This is a genomic window from Thiomicrorhabdus marina (assembly GCF_017571465.1).
GTDB classification, from domain to species: Bacteria; Pseudomonadota; Gammaproteobacteria; order Thiomicrospirales; family Thiomicrospiraceae; genus Thiomicrorhabdus; species Thiomicrorhabdus marina.
On the sequence record NZ_JAGETV010000004.1, the window covers coordinates 123,697 to 141,254 of the forward strand.

A 17,558-nucleotide genomic window follows, 5' to 3' on the forward strand; every position below is an offset into this window, starting at 1 on the left:
AAGCATATTCAGCAAGATTTCATGGCAGCTCTAAAAGTTCCGTTTTTTCCGTTAGGCGAATTTACACTCACCGGTCATCGTTCGCGTACTAGTGCACTTAATCTATCCAGTGCCGCCCTATTTATTAGTCAGCTTCAGCAACAACACCCATTTTGTGTGGTGCTCGCTAGCGATTCGCAAAAAGCCAATCAATTACAGCAACAAATCGAATTTTTCAGTGCCGCTCAAAAAACGCCGATTTTGACCTTTCCAGAATGGGAAACTCTACCATACGATCAATTCTCGCCGCACCAAGACTTGGTATCGGAACGATTAAAAACGCTTTATAAACTGCCAAATAGCCAACAAGGTATTCTAGTGATTCCGGCGTCGCTTTTGGCGCAGAAGTTAATCCCGCAAGAATATTTAGCGAAATTTACTTTTTTATTTAAAGCCGGTGACAACCTCAACCCTGAGCAATTAATCGAGCAACTCAGTGTTTCCGGTTATCAGCGCGTCAGCACGGTTATGGAACATGGTGATTATGCAGTTCGCGGCGGAATTATCGATCTCTTCCCAATGGGATCGAAGAAACCATTCCGTCTCGACCTGTTCGATGACGAAATTGAATCGATTCGTAGTTTTGACCCGGAAACCCAACTTACGATTGATACGATCGACTCAGTAGAGCTATTACCCGCCAAAGAATTTAATCTTAGTCGCGAAGGTATTGATCTCTTTAAACAGAATTTCCGTCAATATTTCGGTGAAAATGCCCATCAAAGCCAGCTGTATAAACAGGTAAGCAGCGCTGAAGCCGTTGGTGGTTTGGAATACTACCTGCCGTTTTTCCACCAACAGACAGCAACTTTGTATGACTATCTGCCGGAAAATACCGTGTTTATCGATTTTGATGATATGGAATCCGCGATTGAGCGCAATCTAAAAGACTATCAGGAACGCTACCAAATTGCCCAGCACAACAGCGATTACCCGGTAATTCAACCACAAGACTTGCTAATTAGTGAAAGCGCTGTCATGGCAGGTATGAAAGATTACCACCGTATTTCGATTGAAGCTGAAGACCAAAAGTCCAGCAAGCTTAGCCATCAATTCAAACGTCATACCTTGCCGAATCTGGCGATTGATTCCAATAGCGACTACCCATTGGCAAACCTGAATAGCTTCTTAGATATCGAACAGCATCCGGTCGTGTTCTGTGCAGAGTCAACCGGTCGTCGTGAAACCTTGATGACAGTGCTAAGTAAACACTTAAACCAAAAACAAGCTGCTAAACCGGTCATTTGTCAGAACTGGGCAGAGGTTAGCGAATGGGTCAATAGTGCTAAAAAATCCCAAGCAGCAATTCTGGTCGGCCCTATCGAGCAGTCGATTTGGTTACAAGAGCTGTGCTTAATCACCGAAGCGGATATTTTCGGACAAACCGTACTACAACGCCGTCGCCGTAAAAGCCGTCATCAAGACTTCGACAGCGCAATCTCCAACCTTGTAGAGCTTGATGAAGGCAGTCCGATTGTGCATATTGATCACGGCGTCGGTCGCTATCTCGGTTTGGAAACCATGGACATTCGCGGCACATCCCACGAGTTCTTAAAAATTGAATACGCTAAGCAAGCAATGCTCTATGTACCGGTCAGCTCATTGCATCTGGTCAGCCGCTATACCGGAGCTACGCCGGAAACTGCACCGCTGCATCAACTCGGTTCCGATAAATGGGATAAAGCCAAACAGAAAGCCGCTCAAAAAGCACATGATGTTGCTGCCGAACTGCTTGATATTTATGCGCAACGTGCGGCGAGAAAAGGCTTGGCATTCGAAACCGATGAAGAGGCTTATGCTCGATTCGCTGCTAGTTTTCCATTTGAAGAGACACCGGATCAATTTATTGCCATTGAATCGGTTATCGCAGACATGAAATCCGATAAACCGATGGATCGTTTGGTGTGTGGTGATGTCGGTTTCGGTAAAACCGAAGTGGCGATGCGCGCCGCCTTTATTGCCGCTCATGCAGGAAAACAAGTGGCGATGCTAGTACCAACTACCCTATTGGCACAACAGCACTTTGAAAACTTCCGCAACCGTTTTTCTGAGTGGCCGATTCGTATCGAGGTGCTGTCTCGTTTCCAAAGCGCTAAAGAACAGAAAATCATTCTGGCTGATTTAGCGGAAGGTAAAATCGATATTATTATCGGCACTCATAAGCTGATTCGTAAAGAGATTGTCTACAAACAACTCGGGCTGATTATCATTGACGAAGAACATCGTTTTGGCGTGCGTCAAAAAGAACAGCTAAAGAAAGTGCGTGCCGAAGTCGATGTGTTAACCATGACCGCGACGCCGATTCCGCGTACCCTAAATATGGCAATGAACGATTTGCGTGATTTATCGATTATCGCGACGGCTCCGGCCAAACGTCTAGCCGTACAGACCTTTGTACAGCAGTGGAATGAAGAAACGGTACGGGAAGCTTGTCTGCGTGAAATTCGTCGTGGCGGTCAAGTTTACTTGCTGTATAACCATGTCGACCGTATCGAGCGCATGGTTGAACAGATGCAAGAATTGATTCCAGAAGCCAAGGTGACCTTCGCGCATGGGCAGATGAATGAAAAACAACTAGAATCGGTGATGGAAGATTTCTACCATCGTCGTTTCAATATTCTGGTCTGTACTACCATTATCGAAACCGGTATTGATATTCCAACCGCCAATACCATTTTGATTCACCGCGCCGATAAATTTGGTATGGCTCAGTTACACCAGCTGCGTGGTCGTGTCGGCCGTTCACACCACAAGGCCTATGCTTATATGTTTACCGGCGATAAAGCGGCGATGACGCGTGATGCCGAAAAACGTTTAACCGCTATCGCTAAACACAATACCCTCGGTGCCGGCTTTATGCTGGCAAGCCATGATTTGGAGATTCGTGGTGCCGGTGAATTATTAGGTGACGGCCAATCCGGTCAAATCCAAGAAGTTGGTTTCGGGCTGTATAGTGAAATTCTAGATCGTGCGGTCAAGGCACTCAAATCCGGTAAACAACCGGAACTGAATGCCAAACTACACCATGGTTGCGAAGTCGATTTAGGGGAACCAGCATTGATTCCCGAAGATTATCTTCCGGACGTACATAGCCGCTTGGTTCTATATAAACGCATCGCTACCGCTGACAGCAAAGAAGCCTTACGCGATCTAGAAGTAGAAATGATTGACCGTTTCGGCCTATTGCCTCAGCAAGTCAAAAACTTGTTTATGGCTGCGGAAGTCAAATTAGTTGCCGAACTCATTGATGTACACAAAGTTGATGCTTCGGAAGCAATGATTCGCGTTGTCTTCGGTGAACAGCCAAATATCGACATGGGGAAAACCATCTTACTGCTACAGCAAGAACCGAAACGTTATCAAATGAAAGGTCAAAACGAGATTAAAATATTCGATACAATGCCCCTTTTAGAACAACGTCAAGCTGCCATTGAACTACTGGTTAAACAGATTCAACCTTAAAATTAATTTAATGTGAGCTTTGCACGAGATAGTTTACTCGTGCAAAACTCTCTCAATAACGGAAAGCCGCAATGAATGCAATTCAACTTCCTGTTCAGCGTACCCAATACAAATTGAACCCCCTCTTTACCAAGTATCTTGCTGCGCTACTCGTTTTGCTAGCATTTATTCTATCGAGCAATGCAATTCAAGCGGCCGATTTACCACGCTATAAAGTCGAAGTGATTGTGTTTGAACAATTGGCAATCAAAGGATGGACGGAAGAGAATTGGCCGGAATTAAATTCCTCGGTTGACCTAACAAACAGTACGTCTTATTTAACAAAAAAAACTAAGCCGCTTTATCTTGGCAATGCCAGTCCGCAACTGACTTCGGTTGTTCAAAAACTGGGGAAAGGCTACCGACCGATTTTTCATGAGACTTGGACACAATTTGCCTATGGCAATAAAAAAGCACCCAAAGTATCGATTGAGCAAAGTACCGCTTCAAGCCGACTAATCGGGACTGTTAAAGTCTACAAAACTAAATTTTCGCATATTGAATTAGATTTAGAACTTGAGCGCCGAATTCCCTCCGCGGTACGTGGCGCCATGGCGGAAAGAATGGGGATTGAAGAAGCTTATCTACCCGACTACTGGCGCTTCCAGTTAAAAGAAAAACGTAAAGCCGACAGCGGTGAATTGCATTACTTTGATCACCCTTTATTCGGAGCCATCGTTAAAATCAATAGATTGTAAAAAGGTGCTCAATCACACGCATAAAGCCGCTAGGAGATTTTCAACCTTAGCGGCTTTTTTGGTTTAGACGAAATCTCTTCTAGGCTGAATGCCAGAAAGGGGTATCTAAGGTTGGTGTGCTCGCAGATGCTTGTTCGCGTTGTGCCATTGGCCCCGCCTCGTAAGCCAAGCGCCCTGCCTCAATCGCACCCTTAAACGCTTGCGCCATTAATTGCGGGTTTTGAGCATGCGCAATCGCGGTATTCAGCAAAATACCGTCAACCCCCATTTCCATCGCTTGCATAGCATGCGAAGGCGTGCCGATACCAGAATCGATAATCATCGTTACTTCCGGAAAGCGATCACGAATGGCTTGAGTCGCATACGGATTGATAATGCCTTTACCGGTACCGATTGGCGAGCCCCACGGCATAATCACCTTACAGCCCAATTCAACTAAATGACGAGCTATCACCAAATCATCAGTACAATACGGCAAAACCTTAAAACCGTCTTTCAACAGCTGCTCTGTCGCTCTGACTAAATCAATCGGGTCTGGTTGCAGATTAAAATCATCGCCGACCAGTTCCAATTTAACCCAATCGGTTTGAAACAATTCACGACTCATCTGTGCCATAGTGACCGCTTCTTGCACTGAATGACATCCGGCGGTATTCGGTAGCAGGTGTAATCCTAATGACTGAATCAATTGCCAGAAATTTTCCCCACCGGAAATACCCGAAGCTTGCGGATTTTGTCGACTTAGCGACAAGGTAACAATCTGTGCACCGGATGCTTGGATACTCTCCTGCATGACTTTTGGCGACGGATAAAGCGCACTACCAATCATCATTCGACTATCCAATTTTGTGCCATAGATATCTAGGCAACTCATAATAAATTCCTTATTAATCAACACTGTGTAGCACAGTCAGAAATAAACCAAAGTATTTTTTCGATTCAGCGAGACTAGAAATTCCTATGTATGGCAAAGGATACACAAGGGATTGATAACAAAGCTGATCGGGAAAAGACGCAGGTTTTAACCACCTTGGATGGCGACAATAATGTCCAGCTCATCACCTTCATTAAGACCCCATTGCGAGTACTGAGACTTTGGAATGAATTCCTGATTCAACATCACCACAAACGGGCTTTGTTTTGCAAACATCTCTAATGCTTCCTCTAATGAGTAACGCTCACTCAACTCCCTATTTTCGCCATTAACAATGATATTCATGCTAACTCCTCCATTTGTACGGTCAGGATCTGCAAAATATTAGGCAGTTGCTCTCGGTATACTGGGTTGATTGTCTTGCCTAGCAGATAGTTACGACACATATCAACCATCACTGGAGACAGGAGATAGCCGTGACGATACATGCCGTTTAGACTGATAACGTTGCCGTTAACACGCATTTGCGGTTCGTTATCCAAATACGCCGGACGTAAACCGGATTGGTTCTGTAGAATTTCCGCTTCGGCAAAACCGCTGTGAACCGAGAAGCAGGCTGAAAGCAATTCCAGAGTGGAACGGACGGTCGGCTGACGACGATCTTCACTTTCCAATTGCGTCGCACCCACTACGAATTGATTATTCGGTTTTGGCGCGATATAAATCGGATAACGCGGATGCATTAAACGAACCGGCCGATTCAAAGTAACTTGCGGCGCATACAGACGAATCACTTCGCCACGCACACCTCGTAAGTCAATTTGATTTGGTTTAGCACCTAAACCGCGACAATCAATAATCCAATCAAACCCGTTTTGGCACTTACCGTTCACCACAACAGAATCCTCTGCGATTTCTGTTGTGGCATTGGTAATCCAAGTAATATTGTCGGCATTGCTAAGGGCTTTGGCCAAGACCTTCAGCAACTGACGGTTATCCAACTGGCCTTCATTTGGCAGGAACAATCCTTGATGAAAACGTTGATTGATTTCCGGCTCTAAAGCTCGAATCTCATTGATGCCGACTGACTGATAAGCATCGTCTTTCAGATTGTGCTGAAAAGTTTTTAAACTAGCTAAATCTTGTTCAAAAGCTAATAAAAGAGAGCCATTCTGTTGTAAAAACACCTCTTCCGGCAGTTGTTCAAGAATTTTCGGCCAGAGTTTTAAAGACGCTTCACCAAGCCGCATAACACCTTGGCTGCTTTCGGCAGACTCGGCCAGTGGTGCCAACATCGCCGCCGCCAAATAAGCCGCGCTTTGTGTGGCATCACCGCTATCTTGGTCAAACAACTTGATTTTGGCGTCGTTACGTAAACTAAACGCCAACAATCGACCAAGTAACCCGGCACCGAGAATCGCAATTTTAGGCAAAGCCTGTGGCATCGGTTTAGGCTTCCTTCTGGTAGATTTCACTACCGGCATCACGGAATTCTTTCGACTTCTGCTTCATACCGGTTTTGATTTCATCCAGAGAAATCTCCGTAATTTGTCCGGCTGCTTCTTGTTCTGCCGCATAATCACGAACTTCTTGCGAAATTTTCATCGAGCAGAACTTTGGACCGCACATGGAACAGAAATGCGCAACCTTGCCGGATTCTTGCGGGATGGTTTCGTCATGGTATTCGCGCGCGCGTTCAGGGTCTAAACCTAAATTAAACTGATCGATCCAACGGAATTCGAAACGTGCTTTAGATAGCGCGTTGTCACGGATTTGCGCACCCGGATGGCCTTTCGCCAAATCACCTGCATGCGCGGCAATTTTATACGCCATTAAGCCTTCTTTAACATCATCTTTATTCGGCAGACCCAAGTGTTCTTTCGGTGTCACATAACAAAGCATGGCACAACCGTACCAGCCGATATTGGCGGCACCGATACCCGAAGTAATGTGGTCATAACCCGGCGCGATATCCGTGGTTAGCGGCCCAAGCGTATAGAATGGTGCTTCGCCGCATTCGTCGATTTGCTTCTCAACGTTTTCTTTAATCATGTGCAGCGGAATATGCCCAGGACCTTCGATAATGACCTGAACGTCATGCTTCCAAGCAATCTTGGTTAGTTCGCCAAGGGTTTCCAGTTCAGCAAACTGTGATTCATCGTTAGCGTCAGCGATTGCACCTGGACGAAGTCCATCACCTAGTGAGAAAGAGACATCGTAGGTTTTCATAATTTCGCAGATTTCTTCAAAATGCGTGTAAAGGAAGTTTTCTTGGTGATGCGCTAAACACCATTTCGCCATAATCGAACCACCGCGTGAAACGATACCGGTGACACGTTTTGCCGTCATCGGCACATAACGTAGCAGCACACCGGCGTGGATAGTGAAGTAGTCAACACCCTGCTCAGCTTGTTCGATTAGCGTATCGCGGAAGATTTCCCATGTTAGGTCTTCGGCAATACCGTTTACTTTTTCCAGCGCTTGATAGATTGGCACGGTACCGATTGGCACCGGTGCATTACGCATAATCCATTCCCGCGTTTCGTGGATGTGTCGGCCGGTTGACAGATCCATCACCGTATCCGCACCCCATTTGGTTGCCCAAACCAGTTTTTCGACTTCTTCTGGAATCGAAGAACCCACTGAAGAGTTACCGATATTGGCGTTAACTTTAATCAGGAAATTACGACCGATAATCATTGGCTCGGATTCAGGATGGTTAATATTACAAGGAATTACGGCACGACCGCGCGCCACTTCATCACGAACGAATTCAGGCGTAATGTCTTCAGGAATCGACGCACCGAAAGATTCACCGGCATGTTGCTGAGTAATCATATCGTCACGGATTTCTGCACGTTTCATATTCTCGCGGATAGCAATGTATTCCATTTCTGGGGTAACAATACCTTGGCGTGCATAGTGCATTTGGGTGACGTTTTTACCGGCTTTAGCACGACGCACGGTTGGCAGGTTCTCAAAACGGATTGAATCCAAACCTTGGTTGGCCATACGCTCTTGGGTGAACTTAGAAGTTACCGAATCAAGAACTTCCGTATCACCACGCCCTTCTATCCAAGATTCACGTAGTTTTGGCAGACCTTTGTAAACATCAATCTCAACCGATGGATCGGTATAAGGACCAGACGTATCGTAAACATTAATCGGCTCGTTCTTTTCCATTACCGGATTGTCTTCCGGCCCTGAAACATAAGTATCGCTCAATGTAATTTTGCGCATACCGACTTTAATGTCGTGCAGTTCACCTTGAACATAAATCTTTTCAGAATTCGGGAAAGATTGGCCTGATACATTTTGGATAAACGCTTCGGCTGCTGCACGGCGCTCGCGACGGTCAGTCGCTTTATGATTATTGGTTTGATTTGAACTCATTTTCTTGCCTATTGTTTAGGAATTAACGAAAAGGCGAAGAAGCTCGATAGACATTTAAGAGATGATACTGTATTACCCACTTAATAAAACTCGGCGAGTAAATTATTAAGCAAGTAAAACGAAAACAAACTTCAAAAGTGAGTTTGTAACGCTTGTTCCCTTCGCTGGTACTAACCAGATCAGGTTCAACGGATCCCGCTTTCGCGATCTCAGCCCGGGAAGACATGATCACTTCTAATAGCTTCATTAAGAGTGATCATGCCTCTCCTTGTCTAAAGGCACTCCGACAAAATTTGCCATGAAGTATAGCGACAAAGTCACCGAATTTAAAGCAGCAAGTACAAATTAAACGCCTCGAAGACAGGAAACCAAAATTTTTTTAGCCTGACTTCACTCACTAAGTAGTATGCGATATTGTGCCGAGAAGCCGCTTCCGCTATAGTGCTCAATTGACTTTAAAAATAAAAAATAGAACAGAAAAAATATGAGCAATCTTAGCCAAAATATGAAGACTGAAACCGTCAAGACAACACAGTCATTCAAACTCTTTACAAAAATCACCTTAGTCGCATCATTCGCGTTAACCAGTCAGTCAGCCCTAGCGTTTAATCCTAATGCCTGTTTGCAGACTTTTCAGGGCGACGCTTTGAAAATCTGTCAGGCTGCAATTAAAGGCGATGTACAAGCCCGCTATCAATTGGCACGTATCTACGGTGACGCGGTCAATTCCAATATGGTCGATTATCAGCAATCTTTTCACTGGCACCGTGAATTATCACGCCAAGTGTTGCGCGAAAATCTTAATGATCCAATTTATTCACTTGCGATGTATAACACCGGTGTAATGTATGCCGATGGTGTTGGCGTGCAAGCAAACGCAAAAAATGCCGTTTTTTGGTTCGATAAGGCTGCGCAACGTGGCGAACCTTTATCAATGACACGTCTGGCAATGATTTACCAAACCGGTGCACCACAAGTACCGGCAAGCTTTTCAACCGCGCGAACCTGGTTGGAAAAAGCGGTTGCTCAAGACAGTGCCCAAGCAAAAGTGATTATGTCGAAATGGATTTTAGAAGGAAAAATCAATAAACCGGAAGTTCAGGCAATCGATTTATTAAAATCTTCCGCATTACAGAAATCACCGCAAGGTAGTTTTGCGCTAGGAAATATGTACGCAACCGGCTATAAGGAGTTGATTAAAAAAGATTTAATCGAAGCCAAAAAACTGTATAGCGTGGCTTGTAGTCAATATATGTTAGACGCCTGCAAACGTTATCACGATATTGATACCACCGGTCAAATCATGCAGTAATTTACGCTATTTGATGGTCGATTACTCGGCCATCAACGCACCTCTTTCCAATCCTATCCTGCCAAAACTTCCTAAAACCACTACAATAACCGCCATCAAATAACGAACTGTAATTTTTAGGAGTGGTTATGTTTTCCATTGAACCAATCGACCCGAAGGTTTATCGCACAAAATCAAGAAATGCGACCTTGGTAATGCTCGGTATCTTTATCGTTATCGGCTTTATTTTTGCCAGTCTAAGCGTCCATTACCTCAGCCCCTACAATAGCAATAAATTGGTACTTAACTTTCTAGGTGCTTTTGTCGGCTTAATGATCACCGCCTTTATCGTCAAAAAGTTCATGGCAGATAAACCGATTATGGCTGAAGCCATGTACGGTTTTCGCTTAAAACGTAACCTTATGCATGTCACCAATCGCTTAAGACATGTTCAAGAAGCTGTACAAAACGGCGATCAACAAGCGATGAAGATTCTGCGTTTTTATCACTTGGGATTAACGCAAATGCACAAGTTTGAACAGAATAGCAGCGCACTTTTGGATTTAGAGGTTGAGAAACGCGAACTCGAACAAAAAATGCACGAACTCGGTTTGGAATTAGAGCAAATCGAATTTGACCCTGAATGGGTACAAGCCTATGCCGAAGATAAGATAGAAGACTAGATTTAGTTATTGGTAAAAACAAAAAACCGGCATTTAAGCCGGTTTTCTGTAGTAACAATAATGTTAACTAATCATTTAATTAGAAACCTTGCTTGATACCAACTGCTAAACCATTCTTATCAGTCCCAGAATCTAGACTAGTAGCTGTGTACATTGCATGAACAGTTGTCTTAGGTAGAACATTATAGAAAGCACCAGCAGTTACATTGCTGCCATCAGCATTCCATTTTGCAGCACTACCACTAACACCATCAGCCCCAGAAACCTGACCGTAAGATGCGGCAAGCTTCATTGCTTTAGTTGCATTGTATGTTGCATTTAGGTTTGTGAATTTAGCATCATCACCTGAAGCTTGTGCCACCATTTCATATGAAGCGTTTACATTTAAAGCGCCCATCTTCGCACCTGCATAGATACGAGTTGCTGAATCCGTCCCATTTGCAAGAGCTACATTCGTTCCTGCTCCATCTAGCATTAAGTGATTAAGACCGAATTTCATACCACCAGCAGCGTATTCAATACCAACACCAGCACCAGCTTTTTGAGTTGCTTCATCAGCCATCGTGTAGCTTGCATTAAAGCTTAAACCACCCATTTTTGGTGAATAGTAGGCAAACGAGTTATCAGAGAAACCGTTAATGAGCGATGAATAACCATAGTTAGAACCACCACCAACTAAACCAGCTGAAGTATCATAGAATGGATCTTGTTTAACGCCAGTCATTTTATAAGGAGTAGATAGACGACCGTAAATCAGTTTACCCATTGAGCCTTGCAAACCAGCAAAGTAGAAACGGCTTGTTAAGGCTGCACTAGTAGTATCATTTGTATCTTGATTTGCACCCATTTGAAGGTGATAAATCGCTTTAAGGTTATCATTACCTTGCGAACCTTTAATACCGACACGTGAAGCATTGTTTACAAAATCAGTACTTGTATCACCAGCCAGATCACCAGTTACAACCGATGCACGGAAATCACCGTATAGAGTTGGCTCTGCCATTGCTGGGGTTGAGAAGGCTGCAGCTAAGCTTGCAAGTAGTAGCGTCTTTTTCATTAAGAGTCTCCATAATGTTTTTGTTTTTCTGTAAAGATTCGTTCTTTTAATATGTAAATCTTATTTACCGTCAAGAATTTTTACGCGAGCAAATTTATCACCCTATAGAGACGCATGGTTATTAAAAACTTTAAATAGATAAATAAGCCTAGATTATTAAAGTTTTCAATTATGTTCTGAAACAAATCACTAACATACTGTTTTTAAAAGAAAACTAATTATTAGGTCGCACTTGAAATATGGTTATGTAAAACAGTCACATTAAATAACTACCTTACTATTTAAAAGGATTATCAAATTAATGCAATGTAAGGCAGCGCAGAATAGGTCCAAATGGCTTCAGGCAAAGCAAAAATTTGTCTTGGCGGTGTTGACTGTAATGCTCTTCACTTAAGAAATAAAGATTGCTTCACTACGCTCGCAATGACTGTAATTGCGAGGTCTTTAGGCTCTGGCAAGCTCTTTTTTAGTAAACAAATCCGTTACCTGAACGGCATTGCATGATAACGGGATTTTCGCAACTGAAACGAGGAAATTTAATCTATCGATTTCTATTCTGGCTATTCCAGATATAGAACACATAAATCAGCAATGTAAGAGCGATCAAAAGATAAGTACTATTCGATTCAACTAGGTTTGATGCAAACACAATCATAATCGCAACAGGTGCAATCCATTTAAGATCAAACAAAAACAGTTTTAACCACAATGGCGAAAGTTGCAGTTGTTGATCGCGTAATTCAGCACTCATAACCCAAGCCACAAATACTGACATTAAGAGCCCACCCAATGGCAACATAATATTGGTCGTAATAAAGTCTAACGTATCAAATAAGGTACGCTCACCGAGGAAATACACGTTTTCCCAATTACTGAAAGAAAGTACCGTTCCAATGCCTAGCAACCAGATAATTACCCCTAAACTCCATGCAGCTTTAGCTCGAGCAATGCCCCAGTTTTGTTGCAGCCAACTTAACGCAGGTTCGATCAATGATATAGCTGAACTCAAAGCTGCCATAATGACTAATGCAAAAAACAGCGTGCCAAAGAACCATCCGCCCCACATCTGCCCGAATGCGACGGGAAGTGTTTGAAAGAGTAACCCAGGGCCAGCACCAGGCTCCAAGCCATTAGCAAATACAATTGAAAAAATCACCAGACCGGCTAATAAAGCAATCAAAGTGTCGGCAAATGCAATCCAGATACCGGCCTTAACAATTGATTGTTTATTATCAAGGTAAGAGCCATACACCATCATTGCGCTCATACCGATACTCAAGGTAAAAAAAGCATGCCCCATTGCGATCAGCACCGCTTGCCAACTTAACTTTGAAAAATCGGGATTAAATAGAAAAGCAAAACTCTGCTCGAAGGACCCGGTCGTGGTGGCATAGCCAAGCAGCACAAGTAAAATCAAAAATAGCCCCGGCATCATAAAGTTAATCGCTTTTTCGATTCCGCTGCGTATGCCTTTCGACACAATCATAATCGTCAGTACTGCAACAATTGTGTGCCATAACAGCAATTCCCAGGGGTTGGTCAGCATTGCGTTGAAACTCACTCCGGCCTGTTCTGCAGCCATATTGATAAAGTCACCTTGCACGCTACTAATAAAATAAGCGACAGCCCAACCGGCAATAACGGAATAAAAGGAGAGAATCAAAGCGCCGGCCAATACACCATTTAAACCTAACAACCACCATAAACGTGTGGCATTGTGGGTTTTCGCAAGATTTGCCATAGCTTGTACAGGGTTAGCTTGACCTGCTCGACCGAGGATGAGTTCGGAGAGTAAAACCGGAAGACCAATTAATAAAATACAAGCGAGGTATACCAAAACAAAAGCACCACCACCATTTTCTCCGGTTATATATGGAAACTTCCAGAGATTGCCTAAACCCACTGCCGAACCGATTGCAGCCAAAATAAATACCGTTTGCGACGACCAGGATTCTCTAGAAAGTTTTAGTTGTCCCATAGGGTTTCCTTTATAATGTTTTGATAGCAATTTTCATTATAACCCAAGCATATGCATATTCAGGCCAACTACTCCCTGCTCAAACACAACACTTTCCATGTCAATATTCGCAGTCAATACTATGTGGAAATCAACAAACAGAGCGACATTCTTACACTTCGTACCGACGTTAAACTTGCCTCCTTACCTTGGCGCATTGTCGGACACGGAAGCAATCTTCTATATACGCAAAATTTTAATGGTGTGACGTTACGTTGCACTTTCAATAAAATTCGCATCGTTAAAGAAGACAATGAAAATATCTGGTTATCAGTTGGCGGCGGTGTTAAATGGCATGATTTGGTTGAGTATACCGTTAATAAAAATTGGTGGGGACTTGAGAACTTAGCCTTAATTCCCGGTACGGTTGGCGCGGCGCCGGTGCAGAACATCGGAGCTTACGGAGCTGAAGCTCAAGACGTCATTACCCGAGTGCAGACTTTAAATGTCTTTGATGGCACTCATAAAGAGTTCCGTAATGCAGAGTGCAATTTCGGTTATCGAACCAGCATCTTCAAGCAAGAGTACATCAACCGCTTAATGGTACATCGCATTACCGTTCGTTTGAGAAAGTTGGCACATGGTCAAGCGAACCTATCTTATGAACCTTTGAGAAATGCATTAAGTGACTATAAAAAAGAAGAAATTACTCCGAGAATGATGTTTGATCAAGTGGTCAGCATTCGTAAACAGCGAATTCCAGATCCTGATATGCAAGGCAATGCCGGAAGCTTCTTTAAAAATCCTGTTGTGGATGCCGAATATTTTCAGACATTACTGACGGATTATCCAGAAATACCACACCACAAAATGCTTGACGGAACCTATAAAATTCCAGCTGCGTGGTTAATTGAGACTTGCGACTGGAAAGGAAAACGTTACGGTTCAGCAGGAATTTCCGAACAGCACGCTTTGGTTTTAGTAAACCTTGGCGGCGCAACAGGAGCGGAATTAGCTGAACTGGCCCAGTTGGTACAAGAAGACGTAAACCATAAATTTGGCATTCATCTCGAACCGGAAGTGATTATTTTGTAAATCGGAGGGAAAAGGCATAACAACGACTAAATACTTATTACTCGTTTATTCTCTGTTGTTTTCATCATTTGCCATCGCTAGCAACTCCGATTGGCAAATCAACCAAGACTACCCTGAAAGCAACGTTAAGGTTTGGACTAAAAAAGTTACCGGTTCATCATTTTATGCTTTTAAGGGAGAGGTTAAAGTCCGTGCCCCTATGTTCAAAGTACTCACTGTTCTAGCCAACACTTCCTTAATGCCCAATTGGTATTACCGTTTAGATAAGGTCGAAGTTCTTAAGCAAATAAATTCTAAAGAAACCATTGTTAGAAGTATTACAAAACTGCCTTGGCCCTTTGATAATAGAGAAGCCATTACAAAAATCACCAAAGCACATTTAAGTAAGTTTCAAGCTCGAATAAATGTTAGCCACTCCGATTATTTTTTTCCTTACTCCCCTAATCTTGTTCGCATCAATCACCTAAACGGTTACTGGCAATTAGATCAAATCTCAGAACAAGAAACGCTTATTACTCATATGATTGAAAGCGAACCCGCCGGACAAATTCCTGCGTGGCTAATTAACCAGTTAGTTAGCGAAATTCCGGTTTATTCGTTAGAAAAACTCAAAAACCTAGTTGAAATTGATAACAAAACATTGTTTTAACGCATATTTATTTCTGATGCGATCTTATCCACTTCAACATGTAAAGTACGGGTCGGGAAAGCGATTTGCGCATCGTTATTAGCAATGATTTGACTAACCTTCAATAGCACATCCTGCTTGATTTCGTGAAATAAAACCCACTGAGTGGTTTTTGTAAAAGTATAGATGAAGAAATCCAATGACGAAGCATTAAACGTATTGAAGTTAACAATCAGCGTCTGCTCGGTATCAATTTCAGGATGATTCAGCAGCATTTCACGTACATCTTTAACAATCTGTGCCATTTTATCGATATCAGCGTAACGAATTCCGATGGTTTCTTTGATACGGCGATTACTCATACGTGACGGGTTCTCGATGGCGATAGTCGCAAAAATTCCATTCGGAATATACAGTGGGCGCTTATCAAAGGTTCGCACTGTGGTCATGCGCCAACCGATATTTTCCACTGTCCCCTCAATGTCTTTATCCGGCGAGCGAATCCATTCTCCAACGGTAAATGGCTTGTCCATGTAGATCATCAATCCACCCAATACATTTCCAAGCAAGTCCTTAGCCGCAAAACCAACGGCAATACCGCCAATACCACCAAACGCCAGCAACCCAGTTAGGCTCACACCAAAAGCATTCAAGAAGAAAAGGCCGGTCAAAATAAAGGCCAGTAACTTGATGATTTTCGCTAATGCCTCAACGGTTACTTCATCTAATCGGTCATCATCACGCGCCCAATCTTTTAAATGTAGCTCCAGACGCTGAACCAAACGAATCACAAACCAACCGACCGACAGCGTTAAAATCGTCGATTTAAATGACTGGATGTACGGAATCAGATCAACATAAACCCCGATTTTAAGAATCAAGCTATTCAGCGCTAAAACGGTACCGGTTACCCAAATAAAGAATGAAGCCGGCGAACGTGCCGCGTCGACAAAGCTGTCTAACCAGACTTTATTGCGCTTAAGCAGTTGATAATGCAGGGCGCGTAAAAAACGGCGCTGAAGCATATCCAGTATCGCGGTTGCCGACAGGATAATCGTTACCATCAATAGCCAAACTTGACCGCCGAATAGTTCCACTAAATCCGCCCAATAAGGCACCAAATCCTGCAAAAACTGGGTAAAAAATTCCATTTGATTATCACCAACTGAATTTAAAAGTTCTATAAAAGAGAGCCTGAAAAACTGCCTTGCGTTTCATCATGCAGATTACGCTCTGCCCAACTGTTTAAATGATCAAGTAAATGTACCGCTGCTTGCCACTGTGGATCAAAACGTAGCTTGTCATAATTGTACTGATGATGTCCATGCATCCTAATCAAACGCGCATGACTGATTAAATCACCCTGCCACGTAACTTCTGACAAAACTTTGTCCGCAGCATGTGGATCATTACAAACCAATACCAAATCACAACCTGCCTGTAATGCATTTCGAACTCGTTGCGATGCATCGCCAAATTCAACTGCCGCCTGCATCGACATATCATCACTGATGATCGCCCCTTCAAAATGGCACTGCTCACGTAAAATTCGTTGTAACCAAAACTCCGAGAAACCAGCCGGTTTCGCATCCACTTGCGGATAAATTACATGTGCCGGCATTACTGCATCCAAACCATTTTCAATTAATTTCAAGAACGGCTGCATATCTTGCTTTTGAATCTCATGTAGACTGCGTTGGTCAACTGCAATTTCCAAATGCGTATCCGCTTCAATATAACCATGTCCGGGGAAGTGTTTGCCAACCGAAGCCATGCCGGCATTTTGCATCCCTTGGATTAAAGCCAAACTCAGCTCGGCAACCACTTTAGAATCTTCAGAAAAAGAACGATCACCAATAACTTTAGAGCCTCCATAATCCAAATCCAGTACGGGTGCAAAACTGAAATCCACACCGCAAGCCAAGAGTTCGGCCGCCATTAACCAACCGGTTTTATGTGCTAACTCCAAGGCTTGTTTCGGCTGGTTCTGATAAAAACGCCCGAGTAAACGCATCGGCGGTAGACGTGTAAAGCCGTCACGAAAACGCTGCACTCTGCCACCTTCATGATCAACTGCAACCAGTAGCCGAGGGTGTCGAAGTCGATGGATTTCTTTAGTCAATTCTTGTAGCTGTGCAACCGATTCAAAATTACGCGTAAACAAAATGACACCGGCAACTTTTGAATCCATTAACCGCTCTCTTTCGATCGCCGTCATACTGGTTCCCTGAAGATCAATCATGATTGAGCCTAAAGACATGGCTCGACCGGCATTTTGCTGCATAATATTCCTTTGTTCATGCAAGAAGAGTTTGGTGCTCAAATTGTAACCATTGAAAGAA

At 43.4% G+C, this 17,558-nt stretch carries 14 protein-coding genes and 1 riboswitch; of the genes, 6 read left to right on the forward strand and 8 right to left on the reverse strand.

What is annotated here, in order from left to right; translation table 11 throughout:
• The first annotated feature begins 21 nt into the window (after positions 1 to 21).
• Both mfd and J3998_RS03830 read left to right on the forward strand, forming a co-directional pair.
• A complete protein-coding gene (gene mfd / locus J3998_RS03825; protein WP_208148140.1) occupies positions 22 to 3,501 on the forward strand; it encodes a transcription-repair coupling factor in 3,480 nt (1,159 codons plus the stop codon).
• A gap of 71 nt (positions 3,502 to 3,572) precedes the next feature.
• Complete coding sequence (locus J3998_RS03830; protein ID WP_208148141.1) at positions 3,573 to 4,238, forward strand: CsiV family protein; 666 nt, start codon at positions 3,573 to 3,575, stop codon at positions 4,236 to 4,238.
• Between the two features lie 79 nt (positions 4,239 to 4,317).
• Here J3998_RS03830 and J3998_RS03835 read toward each other — a convergent pair whose 3' ends face one another.
• From J3998_RS03835 to thiC, 4 genes are all read right to left on the reverse strand, one after another.
• Positions 4,318 to 5,112, reverse strand: a complete 795-nt coding sequence (locus J3998_RS03835; protein ID WP_208148142.1) for a thiazole synthase — start codon at positions 5,110 to 5,112, stop codon at positions 4,318 to 4,320.
• A gap of 147 nt (positions 5,113 to 5,259) precedes the next feature.
• Complete coding sequence (gene thiS / locus J3998_RS03840; protein ID WP_208148143.1) at positions 5,260 to 5,457, reverse strand: sulfur carrier protein ThiS; 198 nt, start codon at positions 5,455 to 5,457, stop codon at positions 5,260 to 5,262.
• On the reverse strand, positions 5,454 to 6,557 hold the full coding sequence (locus J3998_RS03845) for an FAD-dependent oxidoreductase (protein WP_208148144.1): 1,104 nt from the start codon (positions 6,555 to 6,557) through the stop codon (positions 5,454 to 5,456). Before J3998_RS03845 ends, thiS begins: the two co-directional genes overlap by 4 nt.
• A 4-nt stretch (positions 6,558 to 6,561) precedes the next feature.
• Positions 6,562 to 8,505, reverse strand: a complete 1,944-nt coding sequence (thiC, locus tag J3998_RS03850; RefSeq protein WP_208148145.1) for a phosphomethylpyrimidine synthase ThiC — start codon at positions 8,503 to 8,505, stop codon at positions 6,562 to 6,564.
• A 139-nt stretch (positions 8,506 to 8,644) separates the two neighbouring features.
• A riboswitch (TPP riboswitch) is annotated at positions 8,645 to 8,801 on the reverse strand.
• A gap of 188 nt (positions 8,802 to 8,989) precedes the next feature.
• Here thiC and J3998_RS03855 point away from each other — a divergent pair.
• Positions 8,990 to 9,817 carry a tetratricopeptide repeat protein gene (locus J3998_RS03855; RefSeq protein WP_208148146.1) on the forward strand — a complete coding sequence of 276 codons (828 nt, stop codon included), beginning with the start codon at positions 8,990 to 8,992 and terminating at the stop codon, positions 9,815 to 9,817.
• 128 nt (positions 9,818 to 9,945) lie between these two features.
• Positions 9,946 to 10,479, forward strand: a complete 534-nt coding sequence (locus tag J3998_RS03860; RefSeq protein WP_208148147.1) for a DUF3087 family protein — start codon at positions 9,946 to 9,948, stop codon at positions 10,477 to 10,479.
• A 79-nt stretch (positions 10,480 to 10,558) separates the two neighbouring features.
• Here J3998_RS03860 and J3998_RS03865 read toward each other — a convergent pair whose 3' ends face one another.
• Together J3998_RS03865 and J3998_RS03870 are read right to left on the reverse strand one after the other, a co-directional pair.
• Positions 10,559 to 11,536, reverse strand: a complete 978-nt coding sequence (locus tag J3998_RS03865; RefSeq protein WP_208148148.1) for a porin — start codon at positions 11,534 to 11,536, stop codon at positions 10,559 to 10,561.
• 541 nt (positions 11,537 to 12,077) lie between these two features.
• Positions 12,078 to 13,514 (reverse strand): sodium-dependent transporter, encoded by a 1,437-nt coding sequence (locus tag J3998_RS03870; RefSeq protein ID WP_208148149.1) that lies wholly within the window; start codon positions 13,512 to 13,514, stop codon positions 12,078 to 12,080.
• Between the two features lie 51 nt (positions 13,515 to 13,565).
• Here J3998_RS03870 and murB point away from each other — a divergent pair, with 51 nt between their 5' ends.
• The gene (gene murB, locus J3998_RS03875; RefSeq protein WP_208148150.1) at positions 13,566 to 14,588 is read left to right on the forward strand and encodes a UDP-N-acetylmuramate dehydrogenase; all 1,023 of its coding nucleotides are present in this window, start codon (positions 13,566 to 13,568) and stop codon (positions 14,586 to 14,588) included.
• Between the two features lie 55 nt (positions 14,589 to 14,643).
• On the forward strand, positions 14,644 to 15,237 hold the full coding sequence (locus tag J3998_RS03880) for an START domain-containing protein (protein WP_208148151.1): 594 nt from the start codon (positions 14,644 to 14,646) through the stop codon (positions 15,235 to 15,237).
• Here the strand turns inward: J3998_RS03880 and J3998_RS03885 are convergent.
• Together J3998_RS03885 and nagZ are read right to left on the reverse strand one after the other, a co-directional pair.
• Positions 15,234 to 16,367: a mechanosensitive ion channel family protein gene (locus J3998_RS03885; RefSeq protein ID WP_208148152.1), complete on the reverse strand. Its 1,134-nt coding sequence runs from the start codon at positions 16,365 to 16,367 to the stop codon at positions 15,234 to 15,236. The genes J3998_RS03880 and J3998_RS03885 overlap by 4 nt on opposite strands.
• A gap of 29 nt (positions 16,368 to 16,396) precedes the next feature.
• Entirely contained in the window at positions 16,397 to 17,500 is a 1,104-nt protein-coding gene (nagZ, locus tag J3998_RS03890) for a beta-N-acetylhexosaminidase (protein WP_208148153.1), read from the reverse strand.
• Between the last annotated feature and the right edge of the window lie 58 nt (positions 17,501 to 17,558).